The sequence below is a fragment of the Enterococcus wangshanyuanii genome, assembly GCF_002197645.1.
GTDB lineage: Bacteria > Bacillota > Bacilli > Lactobacillales > Enterococcaceae > Enterococcus_L > Enterococcus_L wangshanyuanii.
Window position 1 is genome coordinate 832,486 of record NZ_CP021874.1, and the last position, 22,060, is coordinate 854,545.

Consider the following 22,060-nt stretch of genomic DNA (forward strand, 5'->3'; position numbering starts at 1 on the left):
ATGGTAAATCTATTTAAATCCGCTGTCAATCAAGTCAACAATGACCTGAACAAGCAGCAAAAAAAAGACTTATATGATCAAACTAAAATGTATATTTTTCTGCAAGATTTTATTGAACAAATAAAAAAGCAATTAGATGAAGGAGAAGAGATTAGTGCCTATTTGCCATTAACGTCAGACGGAGAAAATGCTTCTGTTGTCGGTAGTGGTCTGCTTGGAATGTACCATCCTAAAACTGAAGCTGCGAAAGCATACTTGAAAGAATTTAATGATCTTCGAGGAAATCGAGTGCTGATTTTCACCAATCATCGAATGATTTATACAACGATCATTGAGTTTTTAGATCATCAGCCAGTGTTCAGCTATCCTTATGAGACGATCAAAGCAATCACCCTAAAGCAGAATAAAGCCTCATACTTTAATTGGAATAATTTCAAACCTACGCGTTCGTTTCTTTCAACATACACGTTTGATTTTGAATCAGAAAACCATATTTTCTCAGAATTACTAAGTGAACGGGATGCAGATATTTTGAAAAGGCAATTAGCCGAGATTCCATTACTGAAAACGATCCTCGTAACAGATACTATTTATCGTAAAAAGCGCTTTGATCAGGTCGTAAATAATCCTGTACTTGCCTATCGTTTAGTTCTTTATTTTTCTATCGGAGCTGCTGTTTTATTTCTATTCTTTTTAGCCTTAGGAGGTATTTTTCATTTTGGACCGGCAAAATCTCTTTTTGATTTTGGTTCCTCTTCAATGCTTTATTCGCTAAATGTTTTTCATTAAAAAAGGAAATAGAGACTAAATCAAATTCGAGATTGGAGTTCCATCATAACTCGCAGAGTTATGCTCCAGTTCCATTGATTCAGTCTCTATTTATTATTTTTCTTTCAACTTTTCAAGATAATCTAACGCATCTTGAACATTTTTTACAGGAACGATCTTCATTGATGTCCCGATTTTTTTAGCGGCCGCTTTAGCTTCTTCATAATTTGTCTTGATTCCCGGATCCGCTTTTTTCATTTCTTTTGTGATCTCATCATCAGGTGCAAAAAAAATATCCGTTTTATTTTTGCTGGCGGTGACTACCTTTTTATCAATCCCGCCGATTCTTCCAACGACGCCTTCTGTATTGATCGTACCAGTTCCAGCAATTTTATAGCCTTTGCGTATCCCCTTTTGTGTTAGTTGTTCATACGTTTCTAGTGTAAACATCAAACCGGCGGATGGTCCGCCAATATCTCCTGAGTCGATTTCAACAGGAATCGATGAATCGATTTCTGTATGGTCTGTTAAACCGATACCGATCCCAGCTTTTTTGTCAGTCGGCAATTCAATCAGCTTCCCAGTTGCCTCTTTCGCTTTTCCATCTTGTAGATAGCTAACAGTGACTGCTTGTCCAACCTTTTGTTGTTTGACATACGTAACAAATTCTTCACTGCTTTTAAATGTTTTTCCATCGATTCCTGTCACTGTATCACCAACAGAAATTTTCCCCTTAAAACTTGAATTGTCTTCAATAGCTAGTACATAAACACCTTTAAATTCCATTTCGTAAGGGATGTTAGCTAACTTTAAAGCTTGTTCGATTGCCGCATTTTTTGACGAGTCCATATAATATTGCTGAATCCGCTCGTATTCACTGTTGGTACTTGAACCCATCAGATCTTTTTTACTGACTATTTCTTTAAAATCAGAAAATGAAGCAGTTATCAGAGAAGGTAGTGTAGCTTTACGGACACCTACTGTCGTTAAATAAAATGCTCCAGGTTCTGTATCTTTTTTATTATCAACAGATACAAAATCTTTCAAATTTTCTGTTGTTCCAGGTCCTTCAATATAATAAGGGATCGGAAAAATCATAGCAATGATCAATAATATGACCAAAACAAATGGCAACATCGATTTAATGGATATTCTTTCTTCCTGTTCATTATTCATTCATCTTCAACTCACGATTCTTTTGATTTAACGCTTCATTGACTGGCTTTGGCAGGTAAGCAGAAACATCGCCTCCAAAGGTTAGCACTTCTTTTAATAAACTGGAACTGATATGCCCATATGCTTCATCTGCCAGTAAAAATACCGTTTCTATACCAGCAGCTAAATGATGATTCATCATCGCAATATCTTTTTCATACTCATAATCCTTCACATTTCTAATGCCGCGAATCAAAAAGTTTGCTCCCAGTTCTGCCGCACTCTCCACAGTCAACTTGCTTTCTTGTATAACAACTTCTACATTTTCTAAATGCTCGATCGATTGGTTGATCAAAAAGAGCTTTTCTTCTAAAGTAAATAATGCCTTTTTGTTTGTATTTACAAAAACGCCGACGATCACTTTATCAAAAATCTTCGTACTGCGCTCGATCAAATCTAGATGTCCATTCGTCAGCGGATCAAAACTTCCCGGAAAAAGTGCAACTCTACTCATCATTTACCTCCTATTTATAAATCGTGATTTGGGTGATCCCATAGATTACTTCTCGTGACTTGGCTAAAGGACCAATAGTATCTGGAAGGTTCACTGATTTATCTGTTTCACAGACGATGACTGCCTGTTCACTCAATAATTGATAGGCTATCATTCGTTCGATCTGCTTTTCGATTTCTTGTTTCGCATAAGGTGGATCTAATAAGATTAAATCAAATGTACGTTGTTCTTCTTTGAGAACATCGATCGCCTTATTTGCATCCATTTTTTTTATGATGAACTTTTCCTGCTCTTTGGTGATAGCAATATTTTCTTGAATAATCTTGATTGCTGCGTAATTTTTTTCAATACAAATCCCTAGATCCATTCCCCTAGAGACTGCTTCTATTGCCAGCCCACCACTTCCAGCATATAGATCCAACACTACACCTCCATCAAAATAAGGACCAATCATATTGAATATCGATTCTTTGACTTTATCAGTTGTTGGACGTGTATTGTCGCCATCCAATGCTTTCAAACGGCGTCCGCCGTACTCTCCAGAAATCACGCGCATATTATTTGACGCTCCTTTACTTATTTCACTATTTCTTTATTAGTATACCAAATATACAGAAAAAAGATGAAAAATGTTTGACGTTCGTGCACATTTTTCATCTTGATTTTTAGACATTTTCGGCTAAGCGAATTTGGGTATTCAGTTCTTCTACTTCGAATCCCTCTTCTTCTTTATATTGATAGGCCGCTTTTGTTCCGATTTTTTCTGCGAAGTTCATTTCCACATCTGGTCTGTATGATCGTTCAACTTTACGTACAAAATGAAGTCCGTTGATTTTCACTTCTGATGCTTCGATATCTTCCTCATTCATATAGATAACTACATACTTCATGCGACGTGAAACATAGTGAATCAAGCCAAAACGCTTTAATGTTCTTAACTGTTTTAGGCTATATACCCAAACAACTAAACAACGGCGCTTTTGAATATTTAGTTCCTTTTCCTCATTAACTTGCATGACAACTACCTCCACAACCCGAGTGTTTTCCTTTTTCGAAGAAAGGATTACCAGCATCCACCTTGATATCGTCAGAAATCGTTTTAGCAACTGAAAGTCCAATTACATCTAAAATAGTTTGTACTTCTGTCTCAGAAAAACGAAACTCTGCAACTTCTTCACTCATGTCTAATGCTCTTTTTGCCTGTCGAACAGCACGCTGCTTTGTTCTAAAATCCGGTGCATGATTTCCATATGGTTCGATTCGTTCAAATGATTCTTTGGCACTCAAAAAAGCCTTTTGCTTCTCCATGATATCCTGTGACGTATACATTGCTTCTCGATTTTTTTTATATAAAGTAATACTGTCACTTGCCAAAATCGCATTGACAAGATTCTCTACTTGATCTTCTATTTCAAAAAGTTTTTCTGTAATGATCATATTTATTCACTATCCTCTGTCTGAGATATTTCTTTTTCAGTCTCTTGTATTAAGACTAACATACTTGCTTTAGAGAATGCAACGCCAATGTTTTCATTTCCTTCGTGTGCAAAACGAGAATGATAAAGTGAATCAGAAAACCATGAAAGAACAGTAAATGACGGATCATAAATTGGTTCTGTATACATGCCAGTCGTAATTTTTTTATCCAACTGTCCTAATTTTAGCAGTTTTTGATATTCATCATTGGATAAAACAAACGTCTCAGTCGCGCTCAATTGTTCCTTACTGAACTGCCAGCTTTCCAAGCGTTCGGCGGAAAAAATATTCTTTTGCTGCTTAGGTAAAAGCTCAAAAAGTTTCTGAGCATTTTTTTGACTTTCAGTTGTAATAGCATATGTCTCAAGATTTTCTTTAACTCTTAATAAATTGATCATTCGACTGACCTGATGACTCTTGATCGGATCGAAACCAGCTAATTGATTTTCAGGTAATAAAGGAAGTGCTTCTCCTTCGATCAACTGATAAGGCATCAATGTCAATAAAGATTCTTTATCAAGATAAACGACTGCTGCAAGCTCACTGTCTCCCTGATTGAAAAATAAAATAGCAAACGATTGATTATCGAAAGCAATCAGTGGACGATAGTTCATATCTTCTTCCATCAACTCTATGTTATAGTTTGTTTCTTTATATGTAAAAGCAAAATCTGAATAAATCGTCATTCGTTCTGAAACATCTGACAATTTCATTCCAATCGTAAACGGAACTAATTCTTTTGAATCGTTGAACGCTTTGATCATCGAAATTTTTTCATTTTGTACATTTACTTCTAAATAGTCTGTGTCTTTTTCTCCGTAGACCCATCGCTCATAAGACATACCAGATGCTTGTTTTTCAAGCGGTTCGCCAAATTTAGCAACAAACTCTGATACTGGTTTCCCTATATATTCAGCATATCCAGAAGTTTGGAGCTCCTCATATGGTAAAGCAGTGTGGGAGACATTTTGTCTCCCAAAATCATCTGCTACCTGCTTCGGTTTTTCAGCAGGTAAAAAGACAGGCTCTAAATAGCCAATCGTTAGGACTACTAAAAATACGCCCATGAAAGCTAAAAATCGTCTCATCTTTTTCCCCACTTTTCACTTATTTTTCGCTAACTTCTATTAAAAGATCACCCGAACTGATTGCTTCTCCTTCGATGACATAGATATGTTCTACCTCACCATCAAAGCGTGCTTCGATCGTTGTTTCCATTTTCATCGCTTCAGTGACCAGTAAAGCATCACCTTTTTTGACTTTATCGCCTTTTTTGACTAGAACTTGAAGAACGGATCCTGACATCGTTGCGCCAATCTGTTCTTTGTTCGTCGGCTCAGCTTTTCTTTTTGCCTGAACGGCAGATTTAACGGATGTATCTTTTATAACGACTTCTCTGCGTTGACCGTTCAAGTTGAAGAAGAGTACTCGGTTTCCTTCAATATCAGGCTCACCAACCTCGTCTAAACGAATGATCAATGTTTTTCCTTTTTCGATTTGAACTTCTACTGATTCACCTTGACGAATCCCTTGGAAGAAGGTTGGCGTATCCAGCAGCGTCACGTCTCCAAAGTTTTGATATGACGTACGATAATCTAAAAATACCTGCGGATACATCAAGTAACTTAAAATCTCTTCTATTTTAGGTTCGTAACCGATCAGTTCAGCAAGTTCATCCTTAACTTTATCAAATTTCACAGGTGCTGCTAAGCTTCCTGGTCTTTCTGTAAATGCCGGACGACCTTTTAGAATAATTCTTTGAAGCTCTTTCGGAAAACCGCCCACGGGTTGACCTAAGTCTCCTTGGAAAAAAGTGACTACTGATTCAGGGAAGCTCAAACTTTCTCCATTAGAAAAAATATCCTCTTCTGTTAAATCATTTTGAACCATGAATAGCGCCATGTCTCCAACAACTTTTGAAGAAGGTGTTACTTTGACGATATCGCCAAACATAAGGTTCACAGTGTGATACATTTTTTTGATGTCATCCCATTTATGACCTAAACCAACTGCCTTTGCCTGTTGTTGCAAATTAGAATATTGTCCACCAGGCATTTCATGCATATATACTTCCGTCTGTGGTGCGTTCAATCCATTTTCGAATGGTTTGTAATACATACGAACATCTTCCCAATAATGATTGATTTTTTGCGTATTATCAATATTGATATCAGGTGTTCTTTCACCATTAACTAAGGCATAATACAGACTGCTCATACTTGGTTGACTTGTTGCGCCACTCATTGCACTAGTCGCAACATCCACAATATCCACTCCAGCTTTTGTTGCTGCAGAATACGTGATGATTCCATTCCCACTCGTGTCATGGGTATGCAAGTGAATAGGGAGGTCCGTAGTTGCTTTCAATTCACTGATCAAACGGTAAGCAGCTTGTGGTTTTAGTAATCCAGCCATATCTTTGATCGCAATGATATGAGCGCCCATTTGTTCAAGCTCTTTCGTCATATTTTTATAGTATTCAACATTGTATTTTGCTCTAGAAGGATCATTGATATCACCGGTATAGCAAATAGCTGCTTCGGCGATTTTCCCAGTATCTCTAACTGCCTGAATACTTTTTTCCATTTGCGGAAGCCAGTTCAAGCTATCAAAAATACGGAAAACATCAATTCCCTGTCTTGCAGATTCTTTGATAAACTCTTCGATCACATTATCTGGATAGTTTTGATACCCCACTGCATTCGACCCTCTAAAGAGCATCTGCAGTAATGTGTTCGGCATTAATTTACGAATCTTGCGAAGTCTTTGCCACGGATCTTCATTTAAGAAACGATAAGCAACGTCAAATGTCGCGCCACCCCACATCTCACTTGAGAATAATTCAGGCAAACCTTCTCCTGTCAGACGAGCAATTTCTTTAAAATCCTGTGTTCTTACACGAGTCGCTAGTAAACTTTGATGAGCATCACGGAAGGTTGTATCTGTTAATAATACATTTTCCTGAGCCTTGATCCAATCGATCACACCAGAAGCGCCTTTTGCATCTAAGATATTTTTCGCAGTCACATAGTTTTCTCGTAATTCTAAATCAGCTGGAATACGCGGTGCATCAAAGTATTTCTTCGTAGATTTTTCTACACCAGGAAAACCATTGACTGTTACTTCACCAATGTATTTCATGGTTTTATTTCCACGGTCTCTCAACTTAGGAAATTCAAATAATTGTGGCGTATTATCGATGAAAGTCGTCTTCGCTTCACCCGATTGAAATTCAGGATGGCCGATAACTTTATGCAGGAACGGGATATTTGTTTTGACTCCGCGTATTCTAAATTCACGCAAGCAACGCTCCATTTTTTGAATCGCTTTATCGAAGGTAAAACCATGGGTACAAACTTTTACTAAAAGTGAGTCAAAGTAAGGTGTCACCACTGCACCAGAGTATGCATTCCCCACGTCTAAACGAACACCAAAACCACCTGGTGAACGATACGTATCGATTTTACCTGTATCAGGCATAAATTGATTCAACGGATCCTCTGTAGTGATTCGACATTGGATCGCTGCCCCGTTCAATGTGATATCTTTTTGCTGTGGAATTTTCATATCCTTATGCAAATCGAGCCCTTGAGCGATTTGTAATTGCGAAACGACGATATCGATATCCGTGATCATTTCTGTAATCGTATGTTCTACCTGAACACGAGGATTGACCTCGATGAAGTAAAATTGATCCCCTTCAACTAGGAATTCAACCGTACCTGCATTGATATAACCGACATGCTGCATCAATTGAACAGCAGCATCACAGATTTTCAATCGTTGTTCTTCATTCATCGAAATACACGGTGCAACTTCGACTACTTTCTGATGACGACGCTGAACAGAACAATCACGCTCAAATAAGTGAATGACATTGCCATGGCTGTCGCCGAGAATTTGGACTTCTATATGTTTAGGATTAGAGATATATTTTTCTACATAAACTTCATCTGAGCCAAATGCCGCTTTAGCTTCACTTTTGGCCCGATCATAACCTTCTCTCGCCTCTTTTTCATCATGAGCCACACGCATCCCACGACCACCGCCGCCTAATGCTGCTTTGATCATGATCGGAAAGTCGTGTGTCCGACCAAACTCTAACACTGCCTCAACAGTTTGAACAGGACCATCCGAACCCGGAATCGAAGCAATACCTGCTGCAACTGCTGCTTCTTTCGCTTTGATCTTATCTCCAAATATGTCTAAATGATGTAACGAAGGACCTACGAAAATCAATCCTTCTTCTTTACAACGACGAGCAAATTCTAGATTTTCTGAAAGAAAACCATAGCCAGGATGGATCGCATCTGCTCCAGCTTTTTTCGCAATGCGAATGATATCTTCCATATCAAGGTAGGCTTCAATTGGTTTTTTCCCTTTACCAACCAAATAAGCTTCGTCAGCTTTAAAACGATGTACTGAATATTCATCTTCTGCTGCATAGATTGCCACTGTCCCGATGTGCATCTCTGTACAGGCCCTAAAAATTCTGATTGCAATTTCTCCACGATTTGCTACTAAAACTTTTTTCATTCCTTCACTCCTACCTTTTTATTCAGCTAAATATCCTTTATAAGTTAGATTCTATTTAACTGCCTTCATTTTTATTGATTCCCAAATAGTTGGTATTCTTGGGTCATTTTTTGTTTTTTCTCATCCGCACTGATATTCAACACGAAAGCAATCGCAATAGAAATGATCAATAGACTATTTCCACCATGGCTGAGAAATGGGAAGGTGATCCCAGTTAATGGAATCACACCTGTAATTCCGCCTAAATTAATGAAAACTTGTAATAATAACATCGAACCGATACCAATACACATTAAAGAATTAAATGGTTTCTTCGAACGAACACCAACTAAAATAATCCGCGCTATCATAAACATCAATAGGGCTAAAATAATCAGTGATACTAGTAAACCTAACTCTTCAATTGTGATCGCAAAAATAAAGTCCGAATGGGCTTCCGGTAAAAAGCCTTTTTTCTGTATGCTATTGCCTAATCCTTTACCGAACCAACCGCCGTTGTTGATGGCATAGTATGAATTCGCCAATTGATGTCCTGCATTACGCTCATCCGTAAATGGATTTAAAAAAATCGCAAAACGTTTGTAAACATATTGGTATTTTGCAGGAATAAAAGCACCTTTACTTAAAATCAAAGCTTCAATAATAAAAATACTTCCTAGAATCCCTGCTCCTCCAACCACGTAAGTATACATGTAATTCACACCGCAAGCCAAAATCATAATGATTGCTATCAGCGTTAAAATCGCAGCATTCCCTAAATCGGGTTGAATAGCTACAAGGGCAATCAAAAAACCAACTAAAAGCATTGGTCTGAACACAGCTTTTTTAAACTCTTTATCGATATACTTCTGTCTTCTGCCAAGGATATAAGCTAAATACCAAATAATCATGATTTTCAAGTATTCAGCAGGCTGCATAGAAAAACCGCCTAAATATAGCCAACCAGATGCACCATTGATCGTCTTTCCTAATGGAGTAAACTTAACTGCTAATAGCAAAACAGAAATAACAGTGATCGCCAACATAATAAAGCCTTTATTTTGAAAAACAGCCGTTTTCATTTTATAAATAAAAAACATTGCCACTAAGCTTAAAACCCAAAACTGCAGTTGAGAAATCACCATACTAGTGGGCGCTTGTCCTTTTGTGACTAATAGTGAAGAAGTTGAACTATAGACCATTATCAAGCCTACTGCACTAAGAACCAGATATGGAATCAAAATACTATAATCTAACAGGTGCCGCTTTTTTATCTTGTTTGGCAAAGTTTAGACCTCCTTGCCAATCTCTTTTTTTTCTTGTGTTTCCTCATAAACATCACTATATAATTGATTAAGTTCTTTCTCTAAATCACTTAATAACTGGTGTCCTTGGGTCGAACTCAAAATGCCAAGACGAATCGCATAAGTCACCTGACGAGAAAAACCATACATTTGCGTATCAACGACTTCTTCAAAAGCCTTACATTGGGAAATACATAAACTATTTTTTTGATTACGGATCAGCATCATGATCCTTTGTGCATCATCATTTAACAGCTGAATCGCGAACTCTTTTGAAATGGATTCCATGTGCACTAAACCTCCCATCTTAATTATGTAATTATAGCATAATTTAGCTGATTATTAACAGAAATTTTCTGAAAATCATTTGTTTAACCATTTTTTTAATTTTTAGCAAACTCGAATGAAAAAAATCTCATTTTTTTCTTTCTTTTTCTAAGCTCAAAAAACATTGTTTGCTCTAGTAAACATATCAAAACTGCTAAAATAATCAATGAGTTTCTTCAAAAATGTTAGTTCAATCCATAAACGATTACATAATAGATTACATAAATCCAACTTAAAAGCCCGTGAAATACTGCCCAAATGATGCTATGCCAATTCACATAAGAAATGACCATCGCTAATGCACAGCCAAAGGAGATACCCGCTTTCGCACTATCTTTCATTATAATTCCTCCTAAACAATTCATTTACTACGATGGAATAAAATTCTTCCCACCTGATTGTGACCAATCACTTACATGCATTTTTCTGGAAGCTCTGGTTCCAAAAAGCAACCAAAGTCACTCGTTTGCTGGTAACCATAACGTTTATAATAAGCAGGATCTCCAACAAAAACGATAACAGGCTCTCCTTCATCTTTAGCTGCAGCTTAAACAGTTTCCAAGAGTTTGACACCCATCTCAGATTTCTTTGATCTAACCTTACTGACAAAGGAGCTAAAAGCAGTAATTTGCTTTCTTCTTGGTCGTTTTCGAAATGAAGTCTTGTAAGCTTGAACAGACCTATGATTTCGCCAGCAAACTCAACAATATACTCAAATTGAGGTAATAATAAGGACTCTGTCATAGACGTCTTACAAAATTCTGGTCCTCACCGTCTTTCAGTTTGAGCGTTTCGAAGGCTACTTTTATGAATCAGTCGATCTCTTCAACCTCCCGTCCTCTTTCAAGCGAATGAACAGATCATCGCCTCCCTTGAAACACCATATTTTTAAATTCTTTCTACTTATACTAACAGAATCTATTTTAAGAAGCCATCAAAGACACTATAGCTCTTTAATCATTTAAACGTTTATACAAAGAGATTCTCAGAAGCTAGAAACGTTCGCTCTAACTTTTGAGAATCTCTAATAAAACATACATTATCTTCATTTAAATAATGCTATTTTTTCATGTCAACAACCATTCTTCCTTTGATTTTCCCTTGTTCCATTTCTTCAAAGATATCATTTACTTCATGTAAACAGCGTGTTTCTACAACAGGAACAACTTTTCCTTCCGCACCAAATTGGAAGGCTTCTTCAAGATCTTTACGAGTTCCAACTAATGATCCTACAATTTGAATCCCATCTAAAACAGTTTTTACGATCTCTAAGTCCATCGTTTCCGGTGGAAGTCCAACTGCAACAACTTTTCCAGCTGCTCGAACTGAGTTTACAGCTTGATTGAATGCAACTTTGGAAACAGCTGTCACGACTGCCGCATGTGCGCCACCGATTTTAGCTTGGATCCACTCACCCGCATCTCCATCTTTTAGCGGATTACATACTAAATCCGCACCTAGCTCTTTTGCAAATTCTAATTTGTCATCGTTGATATCGATTGCAATTACTTTAGCGTTAAAGACATTTTTTGCATACTGAATAGCTAGATTTCCCAAACCACCGATTCCATAAATAGCGACCCATTGTCCTGGCTTCACTTCTGATACTTTTATTGCTTTATAACAAGTAACTCCTGCACAAGAAATACTACTCGCTTGAGCTGGATCTAAGCCTTCCGGAACCTTTACTGCATAATCTGCTTTCACGATACATTGTTCTGCCATTGCACCATCAACTGAAAAACCAGCATTTTTCACTTGACGACAAAATGTTTCACGGCCGGTAATACAATACTCACACGTACCGCATCCTTCAAAGAACCAAGCAATACTGACACGGTCACCAACTTTTAAGTTATCGACACCTGAAGCGACTTCCTTTACGATCCCGATTCCTTCATGACCAATGACACGTCCCGGTACTTCGCCAAAATCACCATGAGCGACGTGTAAATCTGTATGGCAAACACCACAATATTCAACATCCACCAAAGCTTCACCTGCTTCAAGCGGTCTTAATTCTACTTCCTTGATTTCTACTTTTCCATTACTTTCTTTTGTAACAACAGCTGCCTTCACACAATCACTCCTACATTTATTATTAATGGTAATGTTTACATTTTACCATGTATGAAATCATTTTAAAAGACGAATGGTAAAATTGTTCATTAATTTTGAAATTTTGTTCAAACTAAATAAAGAAAAAGGAAAATGAATCATTTTGCACGATTCATTTTCCTTTTTATAATTGTATGCTTTAGTTTTTAGATTGCTGTTGTTGCACCACGATAAACGATTCCGCGACGAGGGTCAACTGTGATCAATTCATCATTTTGGATAAGGTTTGTTGCATCAGCTGCACCAACGATAACTGGAATGTCTTTTGCGATAGCCACTACTGCTGCATGAGACGTCAAACCGCCTTCTTCAACAACAAGAGCAATTGCTTTATCGATTGCAGGCATATAGTCTTTATCAGTCGTTTTCACGACTAATACAGAACCTTCAACTGCATTAGCTACTGCTTCTTCAGCTGTATTTGCAACTACTGCTTTAGCAATAACTGAATCTTCGCCGATTCCTTGACCTTGAACTAATTTTGATCCGATCATTTGGATCTTCATTAAGTTTGTTGTACCTTTTTCACCGACTGGAACACCTGCAGTGATGATGATTAAATCGCCTTCACTTGCAAAGCCTTCGTCTTGAGAAACATGTGTTGCTAAGCTGAACATTTCATCAGTACTTGCTGGTTTTTCTGCAACAGTTGCGTAAACACCCCAAGATAATGATAAACTACGTGCTTTTTGTTCAGTAAATGTAATCGCAACGATATGTGCTTTCGGACGGTATTTAGAAATCATACGTGCTGTATGACCTGATTCTGTCGCTGCAACGATCGTTTGAATACCTAAGTTACGCGCAGTATGTCCAACAGATTGGCCGATTGCTTCTGTCATATCTGTTTTGCTGTATAGTTTTAATGCAAATGAATCTTGGTTGATCAATGCTTCTTCCGTACGAACTGCGATGCGAGCCATTGTTTGAACTGCTTCCAAAGGATAATCCCCAGCCGCTGTTTCACCAGAAAGCATTACTGCATCTGTTCCATCATAAATAGCATTGGCAACGTCGTTTGCTTCTGCACGAGTTGGACGAGGATTACGTTGCATAGAATCCAACATTTGTGTTGCAGTAATAACTGGTTTACCTAAAGCGTTACATTTTTTGATCAATTCTTTTTGAACAACAGGAACATCTTCTGTTGGGATTTCAACACCCATATCTCCACGGGCAACCATTAAACCATCAGAAACTTTTAGGATCTCATCGATGTTGTCGATTCCTTCTTGGTTTTCGATTTTAGGAATGATTTGGATATGAGTTGCATTTTCTTCTTCTAAAATTTTTGTAATTTCTAGAACGTCTGTTGCACGACGAACGAAACTTGCAGCGATAAAGTCAACGCCTTGTTCGATACCAAAACGGATGTCTGCAGCATCTTTATCAGTGATCCCTGGAAGATTTACAGAAACACCAGGTACGTTCACACCTTTTTTATTTTTTAGTACGCCTTCGTTTTTAACTAATGTAACGATTTCGTTTGCTGAGCGGTCGATATCTGTTACTTCCAAATCGATCAAGCCATCATCTAAAAGGATATGTGAGCCGACGTTTACATCATTGATTAATTCTGGATAAGTAATTGAAAATTTTTCGTTTGTTCCTAAAACTTCTGTCATAGAAAGACGGACAGTATCACCTGTTTTTAGAGTGATCGCGCCATTTTCCATTTCGTTCGTACGAATCTCAGGACCTTTTGTGTCAAGCAAGATCGCAACACGTTTGCCAGTGATCTTAGCAGCCTCACGAATGTTTTTGATGCGGTTGCCATGTTCTTCAAAGTCACCATGCGAGAAGTTCAAACGGCAAACATTCATCCCTGCATTCATTAAGTTTACCAGCATATCAACAGATTCACTAGCTGGTCCGATCGTACATACGATTTTCGTTTTTTTCATTACCAAACGCTCCTATTCCAATTTTGTTTATACATTATGAAGATTTATCTATTTTCCTCAAGGTTTCTTTAAAATAATGATTAAAAAGAAATCTCTTGATTTAAATCATAAAGTGATAAGTCAGGTTTATGTTTATGATTTTCAAGTGTATCAACGATATCAGCTGAAACGACTTGATTATCCAACATTCCGATGCATTGTCCGCCCTTGCCGGCTTTCAATAATTCCACTGCATATGAACCAAACTTGCTTGCTAATACACGATCACGCGCACTTGGAGAACCACCACGAACCACATGTCCTAAAATAGACACACGAGTATGGAAATCGCCATGCTCAGATAGCTTATCTGCAAATTCATTACCGCCCATTACGCCTTCTGCTAGAATGATCAAGCAATGTTTCTTCCCGCGATCACGGCCTTCTCTGATTCGTTTAGCCACATTGACCATATCAAAATCATGTTCAGGGATGATGATTTCATCCGCACCGCCGGCAACACCAGACCATAAAGCGATATCTCCTGCTCCGCGGCCCATTACTTCGATCACGAATGTACGTACGTGAGATGTAGCGGTATCACGAATGCGGTCGATCGATTCCAATACAGTATTGATCGCTGTATCAAACCCAATCGTAAAATCAGTCCCAGGAATATCATTATCGATCGTACCTGGAATTCCAACAGCAGGGAATCCGCGTTTTGTCAATGCCATAGCACCATGATACGAACCGTCACCACCGATAACAACTAAACCTTCAATACCGAATTTTTTCAATTGTTCGATTCCTTTTAACTGTCCTTCTTCTGTTGCAAATTCTGGATAGCGGGCAGAGTAAAGGAATGTTCCTCCACGTTGAATTTTATCGCCAACATCTGCAATATCCAAACGGCGGATATCACCAGCCACTAAGCCTGCAAAACCGTAGTTGATCCCATAAACTTCGATTCCGTCATAAATCCCTTTACGTACCACTGCACGAATCGCAGCGTTCATTCCTGGGGCGTCTCCCCCACTGGTTAAAATACCGATACGTTTCATTCGTTCTTTCACCTCATAATAATATACTTTTAAGCTGTAACAGGTTTTGTCACAGTTATTAATACTCAAAAATATTACGTCACTCATTTTACCATTAATAGTGCAAAATGTCTTGATTTAAGAAGAAAAAATTGAAAAAAGATGAAAACAATTAGTATTATTTACCGTAAATCATTTGAAAACGACATTTTCAGCTCCTAAAATCTTTGCTAGCTGTTCTTTTACTTCATTTGTGTCCGTCAACCAGTTTTCTTCTCCGAGAACTAATTTCTTTCCATCTTTTTCAAAATAAAGGATCACAGGTACATTGCCCTTATTTTGTTTGAGCAGCTGATTAACATTGCTTAAAATATCTTTCTGGTCTTTTTCTTTTGTGATTTTTAGGTAGCAAGTTGTTGCACTAATACTTTGTTCGATCTCGCTGGCTTTTTCAATTCTATTGACTAAAAGCTGCAGTTCCTGATTATAGTTGCTCTTTTCTACTTTTCCCTCAACGAAATAAACTTGATTCTGCTCTACATTTTGTCTTAACGATCTAAAAACAGTTGGAAACAGCGTCAGTGACAATGAGCCTGTCAGATCATCTCCTTCAACAAAGGCCATCTGTTCCCCTTTTTTCGTACGAATCACACGAACATCCTTGACATAAATCAGCAAACGGGCAGCTTGATTTTCTACGACATCACTGATTAGCATTGTTTGCTTAGCAATTCGCGTTTTTTTAAATTCTTCTGTCGGATGCCCAGACAGATAAACACCTAAGTACTGTTCTTCCTGCTCCAACTTTTCTTCAAGTGTATAGTCAGCTACTTCTACTTCTTTCAATTTTAAGGTTTCTTCTAAAAGGTTCATGCTGCCGCCACTATAAATAATATTTTGAATTTCACTATCTAGGCTGACCGCTAACTGTCGTCTGTTTGGCTGAAGCTCATCAAATGCACCGATCGCAATCAATGGTTGAATATTTTCTGCCTTCAGCCACTTACGATCGATGCGTAATAAGAATTGATCGAAGGATTGAAAGGCTCCTCGTTCTTTGCGTTCCTGTAAAATGTTATGGATGAAATCTCTCCGTATGCCTTTTAAGGAACTAAAACCGAACATAATCTGGTCGTCATTGGTTAAATAAAAGCTGTATTGGCTCGTATTGATCGATGGTTGTAAAATCACAACTTTATTCTTCCGTGCTTCTCCGATATACTCTTTTATTTTATTGGGATTATGCCGAACAGAATGTAAGATCGCAGCATAGAAAGCGCCAGAGTAATGAACTTTTAAATAGGCCATTTGAAACCCAATGAAAGAATAAGCAAAGGCATGCGAGCGGTTGAACCCATAATTGGCAAAACGCTCAATATAGTCATATACCATATTCGCTGTTTTTTCATCATGTCCTTGACTTATTGCACCGTCTACGAAGTGTTTTCTTTCTTCATCCAACACATCTTTTTTCTTCTTACTGACAGCTCGACGTAAAATATCAGCTTGTCCCAGACTAAAACCAGCCATTTGAGAAGCCACTTGAATGATTTGTTCCTGATAAACTATGATTCCATAGGTATTCTTTAAAATTGATTCTAAGCTTTTATCAGGATAATTTAACGGCTCCAACCCTTTTTTTCTGCGAATAAATAGATCGATATTCTGCATCGGTCCAGGTCGATACAATGCGTTGACAGCAGCAATATCTTCAATACTTGTCGGTCCTAATTTTCTTAGCACATTTCTAATTCCCGCTGATTCAAATTGAAAAACACCACTCGTTTCTCCTCGTCTAAAGAGAGCTAATGTTTTTTCATCATCTAAAGGAATTTGGTTTAGTATGATTTCTTTTTGATAGACTCGCTTAACTGTTTTGATCGTATCATCCAGAATAGATAGGTTTCTCAATCCAAGAAAATCCATTTTTAGCAAACCGATTTTTTCAACGTCATTCATCGTAAATTGGGTGAGTAAGATATCGTTTGTTCCAGGTTGTAACGGAACTAATTCAAGCAAATTCAAATCGCTGATAACTACACCAGCTGCATGAGTCGATACGTGACGCGGAAGTCCTTCCAAACGTTTAGCTGTATCAAATAGCAAGCGGTTGGTTTCGGATGAATCAACTAACTCGACTAATTTCTTTGATTCTTCATATGCAGTACTCAACGTCATTTTCAATGCATTCGGCACCGCACTTGACCAACGGTTCGATTCGCTTTGCGAAAGACCGAACACTCTAGCAACGTCTCTCAAGACCATCTTTGCTGCCATTGTACCGAAAGTTGCGATTTGCGCCATGTGGTAATGTCCATATTTTTCCCGAACGTAAAGCAGCACTTCTTCACGGCGATTATCTGGAATATCTAAATCGATATCGGGCATCGAATGTCTTTCAGGATTTAAAAAACGCTCAAAAAGCAGATCATACTTGATCGGATCAACATCTGTGATCGACAAGACATACGAAACAAGCGATCCCGCAGCCGAACCACGGCCAGCTCCCGTAACTATTTTTCTTTCATGAGCAAAAGCCATAACATCCCAAACAATTAGGAAATAGTCATCAAAACCCATTGTATGAATAATATCCAGCTCTTTTTCCAAACGCTCTTCATAAACAGAAGAAAATTCTGGTACTCTTTCTGGGAGCTTTTTTAAACACAATTCTTTTAAAAAGGCTCCTGCTTCTTGTCCATCTGGAATTGGATAATGTGGTAACAAGCGTTGATGTAAAGGAATTTCCAAAGAACATGATGCAGCGACATGAGCTGCATTTTCAAGTGCATCTCTGCCAATTTTAACCTCAAGTAGTTTTGCCGCATCCTCTTGATTTCTTAAAAAAAATGGACCTTCGATTTTTGTTTCTTCCGCGTTCAACGACATTTGTTGCCCTTCATCGATATGCGCTAAAACCTTTAATGCAAAACCATCCTCTCGATGTAAATAGCGTGTTTCTTGTAAAGCGATCAACGGTTGCTTTTGATTTGTATAGAAGTCGAACAGTTCAGGGTCTAACTCTGGATTACTGGTAACTGATGCTCCTATATAAAAAGAATCAGCATCAAATAGCTGTACAAATTGAGCAAGTGTTTCCGCCCCTTCCTGTTCACCTTTTCTAAAAGCCGCAGTGACTTCACCAGTATCAGAAGGCATCACCGCATACAAATGAGATAAATAGTCGCGGACTGATTCTATATAAAAAACTTTTTCGCTCGTCATTTTAGCTGTTGAAATTTGCATTAAATTTTGATATCCCTGAAGATCTTTTGCATATAATAGAAGTTTAGCTGCTTGTTCTGCCTTTTGCGGTGTATATTCTAAGGTTAAGCCAATGATCGGTTGAATTGATTCCTTTTTACATGCTTCATAAAACTCGATAGCTCCGTGCAGCACATTAATATCCGTGATCCCTAATGTCTTGTAACCAAGTTTTTTAGCTTGCCGAACAAGTTCTGGGATGCGTATGGTACTAGAAAGCAAGGAATAAGAAGTAATCGTATTTAACTGTGGAAAGCGCATAAGACATCTCCTTTTCGTATTGTCATTTTAAATCAACATTGTCACTTTCAAATTCTTTACATTTAGAAAAATTGTGCTAAACTAAAAGCTAGAAAAGAGGTGTGAGCCATGCGTTACATTCTTGTATTGTTGTGGTCTTTTATACTAGGTCAAGTCGTAGGCTATATCGGCGGTGCCTTAACAAACGGAACCTATGATTTCATGTTAACAACTATTATATCATTGATTTGCGGTTTTGTTATTCTGTTGATCGGCCAATTTGCACTACCGAAAAAAGAAACGAGAAAACAAGTGCAATAATTCATTTTTAATCTTTGATACCAATTGATAATAGGCGATTGAGCCCGTCAAATAGTAGATCATATTCTTGATTATACACTGTTTGATTGGTCATGTCGTCTATTTTTTTATCCCCTCAATCTAGTTTACATGCTAGATAGCTGGATGTTTGTTTTATTTAGTTTTTGATCATTATAAAAATAAACAGCCTGAAAATCAGACTGCTTAACAAATGATCAAAGCTGTTTTTACTCTTCCTTTTTGCTCTTTGATTTTCTCTCTAAAAATCACCAGTGTTTATAATTTCTTTGTTAAAATGTTTCTAAAATTAAACAGGGACAGACAAATGTTTCCAAGAACAAAGCAGGCCGTCACGATAAAAACAGAGCTGTAACCCATTCCATGAGCAACCGTTGATCCAATCATCGGACCCAATACTTGACCAAAATTACTGAACATTTGATTGTAGCTATAAATCCGACTCACCCCTTCAGTTGGTGTAAGTTTGCTGATCAAAGTATTGATCGACGGCATCAATGCTCCTGTTGAAAAGCCTAAAATGAATCTCAGCAGCCCTAGTTGAAAAGGCGTTTTAACAAAAGCCATCGGAATGTAACAAAGCAGTGACAAAACAAGCCCAGCCAATAAGACTTTATGATTCCCAATCTTATCTCCCAGTTTCCCTAAAATTGGTGATGAAATTACTGCTGACACCCCTGCCACCGAAACGATCAACCCACTGACAAACAGAATATTTCCTGTATTGCTGCTCAACGAACGAATATACAGCGTTAAAATAGGGCTGATACTGGTCACACCAATTTGCAAAATCAGTGTTGTAATAAATAAGCCAATCAATACAGATACATGATCCATTTGAGCAAAAATCTCTTTTGTGCTCAATAAATCTTTCTTCTCCACTGGTTTGAAATCTTCTTTTACCATAAAAACAGTCAACAACGTAGTGATCAGCAAAACAACACCTGTAATGATAAAAACATTTTCCATACCAAACCACTGGGCTAATGCGCCGCCAAACGACGGACCGATCAATGTTCCAGCTACGGCACCCGTCGACAACGTTCCTAACGCCCAGCCGCTCTTTTCCCTAGGTGCCTGTGAGGCAATCATCGCTGTTGCATTTGGGATATACCCCGATAAAATCCCATTAAAAAAACGCAAAATCAAAAGCCAATAGACATTTGGTACAAAGGCTAACGCTCCCATCGTGATCGTCATGCCTGCTGCTGCCCGAATCATCATCAACTTACGCCCTTTACGATCTGCTAAATTGCCCCAGATCGGCGCTACGATGGCAGCAGCAAATGCTGTAACTGAAATCGCTAGACCTGAAAATAATTCTATCTGACTTTTCGGAGTTCCCAGTTGTTCTACATACACAGGAATAAAAGGCATGACCAAACTAATACTGGAACCAGTAAAGAAACACCCCAACCAGGCAACCATCAAGTTCTTTTTCCAATCAATTTTCATATCCGTTTACACCTCACAAGTTCTTCACTATTAACTATACTCCAAAAAGTGTAATCTCTCAAAAAAATTTCAGCAAATAAAAAACAAGTGTAAAACAAAACTGTCTTTCCAGCATTGTTTTACACTTCTCCAGTTTAAAATCAAAAACTATAAAATCGCTAAAATAATAAAGTTCAAAATAAACAAAGCATTTACGATCCAAAGAATCGGCGAGATTTCTGTAATTTTTCCTTTTGCTACTTTTACGATCACATAAAAGATAAAGCCAGCTGCTATACCATATGAAATGCTATAACATAAGCCCATGAAAATCGAAGCAAAAAATGCCGGAACGGCTTCTTCTAGATTCGTCCATTCAATATCTTTGAAGGAAGCTAACATCATTACCCCAACAAGAATCAATGCTGGCGCTGTTGCTTGAGCAGGAACGATGGCAATCAGTGGTGAAAATAGGCTGCTTAAAGCAAACATTGCAGCGACTACTACTGATGTCAAGCCAGTTCTACCTCCAGCTCCGATCCCAGCTGCACTTTCCACGTAAGTCGTCGTATTTGATGTTCCAAACACTGCACCTATCGATGTTGCAACAGCATCCGCAAACAATGCTTTGTCCATTTTCGTTGAGAATCCTTTGCTATCTTCTAAAGCCAATTCATCCTCTTTTGAGAAAATCCCAGTTCGGCGCCCTGTTCCAATAAATGTTCCAATCGTATCAAAGGTATCAGATAGGCTAAAAGCAATGACAGTCATCAATACTTGAGGAATTTTTGATGCATCACTAAACAACGATTGCATCCCGTCAGCGCCAAAAGCCGCCCCAAAAGTTGTCTTCAACTCTCCCAATGAGTTGCCTAAAGAATTTTGCTGCCAGTTGATGGCAGACAAGTCCACCACACCTAGCGGTATCGCAATAATCGTTGTTGCGACGATTCCGATCAAAATAGATCCACGAACATTCAACACAACTAAAACAGTTGTTAAAACCAAGCCGATCACTGCTAAGATAATTTCCGGATTGTTAAAATTCCCTAATGCCGGAACAATACTATCTCCATTCACTACACCATTTTTTGGCTCAGCTTGTACAGTAAAATCCAGTAATTTCGCATTTTTGATACCCACATAAGCCACAAAAATACCGATTCCTCCACCGATCGCATGCTGCATGCTTTCAGGAATTGCTTTGATGATCAATTTGCGGATCTTCGTCACTGTGATCAAGATATTGATCAGCCCACAGATGAAGACCATTGCTAATGCTTGCTGCCATGTATAACCTAAACCAAAGACAACTGTGAATGTAAAGAACGCATTTAGCCCCATTCCCGGTGCTTGCGCATACGGAACATTTGCAAAAAGCCCCATGATCAACGTACCGATGATAGAGGCAATGATCGTTGCTAAAAAGACTGCCTGAAACGGCATTCCTGTTTGTGATAAAATCGATGGATTTACAAATAAGATATAGCTCATTGCAAAAAATGTCGTTACCCCAGCCATCATTTCAGTTGAAACGTTTGTCTTGTTTTCCTTCAGTTTGAAAAACTTCTCCATTTACTTATGTCTCTCCCTTTTCTTTGTCCAAGTCCTTTACTTTTCAGTAAAAACTCTTCGCCTTACTAAAATATGCTCTCAGGAAAATAATTAAATCAGTCAATA

The 22,060-nt window shown here is 38.1% G+C and carries 18 protein-coding genes; 2 read left to right on the forward strand and 16 right to left on the reverse strand.

What is annotated here, in order from left to right; all coding sequences use genetic code 11:
* The gene (locus tag CC204_RS03880) at window positions 1–789 is read left to right on the forward strand and encodes a hypothetical protein (protein ID WP_088268908.1); all 789 of its coding nucleotides are present in this window, start codon (window positions 1–3) and stop codon (window positions 787–789) included.
* Window positions 790–882: 93 nt separating this feature from the next.
* Here the strand turns inward: CC204_RS03880 and CC204_RS03885 are convergent, their stop codons facing one another.
* The 14 genes from CC204_RS03885 to dnaE form a co-directional block, all read right to left on the reverse strand.
* Window positions 883–1,944: a SepM family pheromone-processing serine protease gene (locus tag CC204_RS03885; protein WP_088268909.1), complete on the reverse strand. Its 1,062-nt coding sequence runs from the start codon at window positions 1,942–1,944 to the stop codon at window positions 883–885.
* Window positions 1,937–2,437 carry a pantetheine-phosphate adenylyltransferase gene (gene coaD / locus CC204_RS03890; protein ID WP_088268910.1) on the reverse strand — a complete coding sequence of 167 codons (501 nt, stop codon included), beginning with the start codon at window positions 2,435–2,437 and terminating at the stop codon, window positions 1,937–1,939. Before coaD ends, CC204_RS03885 begins: the two co-directional genes overlap by 8 nt.
* A 10-nt stretch (window positions 2,438–2,447) precedes the next feature.
* Entirely contained in the window at window positions 2,448–2,993 is a 546-nt protein-coding gene (gene rsmD, locus CC204_RS03895; protein ID WP_088268911.1) for a 16S rRNA (guanine(966)-N(2))-methyltransferase RsmD, read from the reverse strand.
* Between the two features lie 109 nt (window positions 2,994–3,102).
* Entirely contained in the window at window positions 3,103–3,453 is a 351-nt protein-coding gene (locus tag CC204_RS03900; protein ID WP_088268912.1) for a YlbG family protein, read from the reverse strand.
* Entirely contained in the window at window positions 3,443–3,874 is a 432-nt protein-coding gene (locus CC204_RS03905; protein ID WP_088268913.1) for a YlbF/YmcA family competence regulator, read from the reverse strand. The genes CC204_RS03900 and CC204_RS03905 overlap by 11 nt, the downstream gene beginning before the upstream one ends.
* A gap of 2 nt (window positions 3,875–3,876) precedes the next feature.
* Complete coding sequence (locus tag CC204_RS03910; protein ID WP_088268914.1) at window positions 3,877–5,001, reverse strand: CAP-associated domain-containing protein; 1,125 nt, start codon at window positions 4,999–5,001, stop codon at window positions 3,877–3,879.
* Window positions 5,002–5,020: 19 nt separating this feature from the next.
* The gene (locus CC204_RS03915) at window positions 5,021–8,449 is read right to left on the reverse strand and encodes a pyruvate carboxylase (protein WP_088268915.1); all 3,429 of its coding nucleotides are present in this window, start codon (window positions 8,447–8,449) and stop codon (window positions 5,021–5,023) included.
* 71 nt (window positions 8,450–8,520) lie between these two features.
* Window positions 8,521–9,714, reverse strand: a complete 1,194-nt coding sequence (locus CC204_RS03920) for an FtsW/RodA/SpoVE family cell cycle protein (protein ID WP_088268916.1) — start codon at window positions 9,712–9,714, stop codon at window positions 8,521–8,523.
* A gap of 3 nt (window positions 9,715–9,717) precedes the next feature.
* Window positions 9,718–10,020 (reverse strand): Fpa/YlaN family protein, encoded by a 303-nt coding sequence (locus tag CC204_RS03925; RefSeq protein WP_087640257.1) that lies wholly within the window; start codon window positions 10,018–10,020, stop codon window positions 9,718–9,720.
* A 224-nt stretch (window positions 10,021–10,244) separates the two neighbouring features.
* Window positions 10,245–10,400, reverse strand: coding sequence for a hypothetical protein (locus CC204_RS03930; RefSeq protein ID WP_227011229.1), 156 nt, complete (start codon window positions 10,398–10,400; stop codon window positions 10,245–10,247).
* A 718-nt stretch (window positions 10,401–11,118) separates the two neighbouring features.
* The gene (gene adhP / locus CC204_RS03940) at window positions 11,119–12,138 is read right to left on the reverse strand and encodes an alcohol dehydrogenase AdhP (RefSeq protein WP_088268919.1); all 1,020 of its coding nucleotides are present in this window, start codon (window positions 12,136–12,138) and stop codon (window positions 11,119–11,121) included.
* A gap of 185 nt (window positions 12,139–12,323) precedes the next feature.
* Entirely contained in the window at window positions 12,324–14,081 is a 1,758-nt protein-coding gene (gene pyk, locus CC204_RS03945) for a pyruvate kinase (protein WP_088268920.1), read from the reverse strand.
* 80 nt (window positions 14,082–14,161) lie between these two features.
* Window positions 14,162–15,124, reverse strand: a complete 963-nt coding sequence (gene pfkA / locus CC204_RS03950) for a 6-phosphofructokinase (protein ID WP_088268921.1) — start codon at window positions 15,122–15,124, stop codon at window positions 14,162–14,164.
* A gap of 171 nt (window positions 15,125–15,295) precedes the next feature.
* A complete protein-coding gene (gene dnaE, locus CC204_RS03955) occupies window positions 15,296–18,628 on the reverse strand; it encodes a DNA polymerase III subunit alpha (RefSeq protein WP_088268922.1) in 3,333 nt (1,110 codons plus the stop codon).
* Between the two features lie 108 nt (window positions 18,629–18,736).
* Between dnaE and CC204_RS03960 the strand changes: the two genes are divergently transcribed.
* Entirely contained in the window at window positions 18,737–18,928 is a 192-nt protein-coding gene (locus CC204_RS03960) for a YjzD family protein (protein ID WP_088268923.1), read from the forward strand.
* A 276-nt stretch (window positions 18,929–19,204) separates the two neighbouring features.
* Here the strand turns inward: CC204_RS03960 and CC204_RS03965 are convergent, their stop codons facing one another.
* Window positions 19,205–20,401 (reverse strand): multidrug efflux MFS transporter, encoded by a 1,197-nt coding sequence (locus tag CC204_RS03965; RefSeq protein WP_088268924.1) that lies wholly within the window; start codon window positions 20,399–20,401, stop codon window positions 19,205–19,207.
* A gap of 147 nt (window positions 20,402–20,548) precedes the next feature.
* Window positions 20,549–21,955 (reverse strand): NCS2 family permease, encoded by a 1,407-nt coding sequence (locus CC204_RS03970; protein WP_088268925.1) that lies wholly within the window; start codon window positions 21,953–21,955, stop codon window positions 20,549–20,551.
* Window positions 21,956–22,060 lie beyond the last annotated feature (105 nt).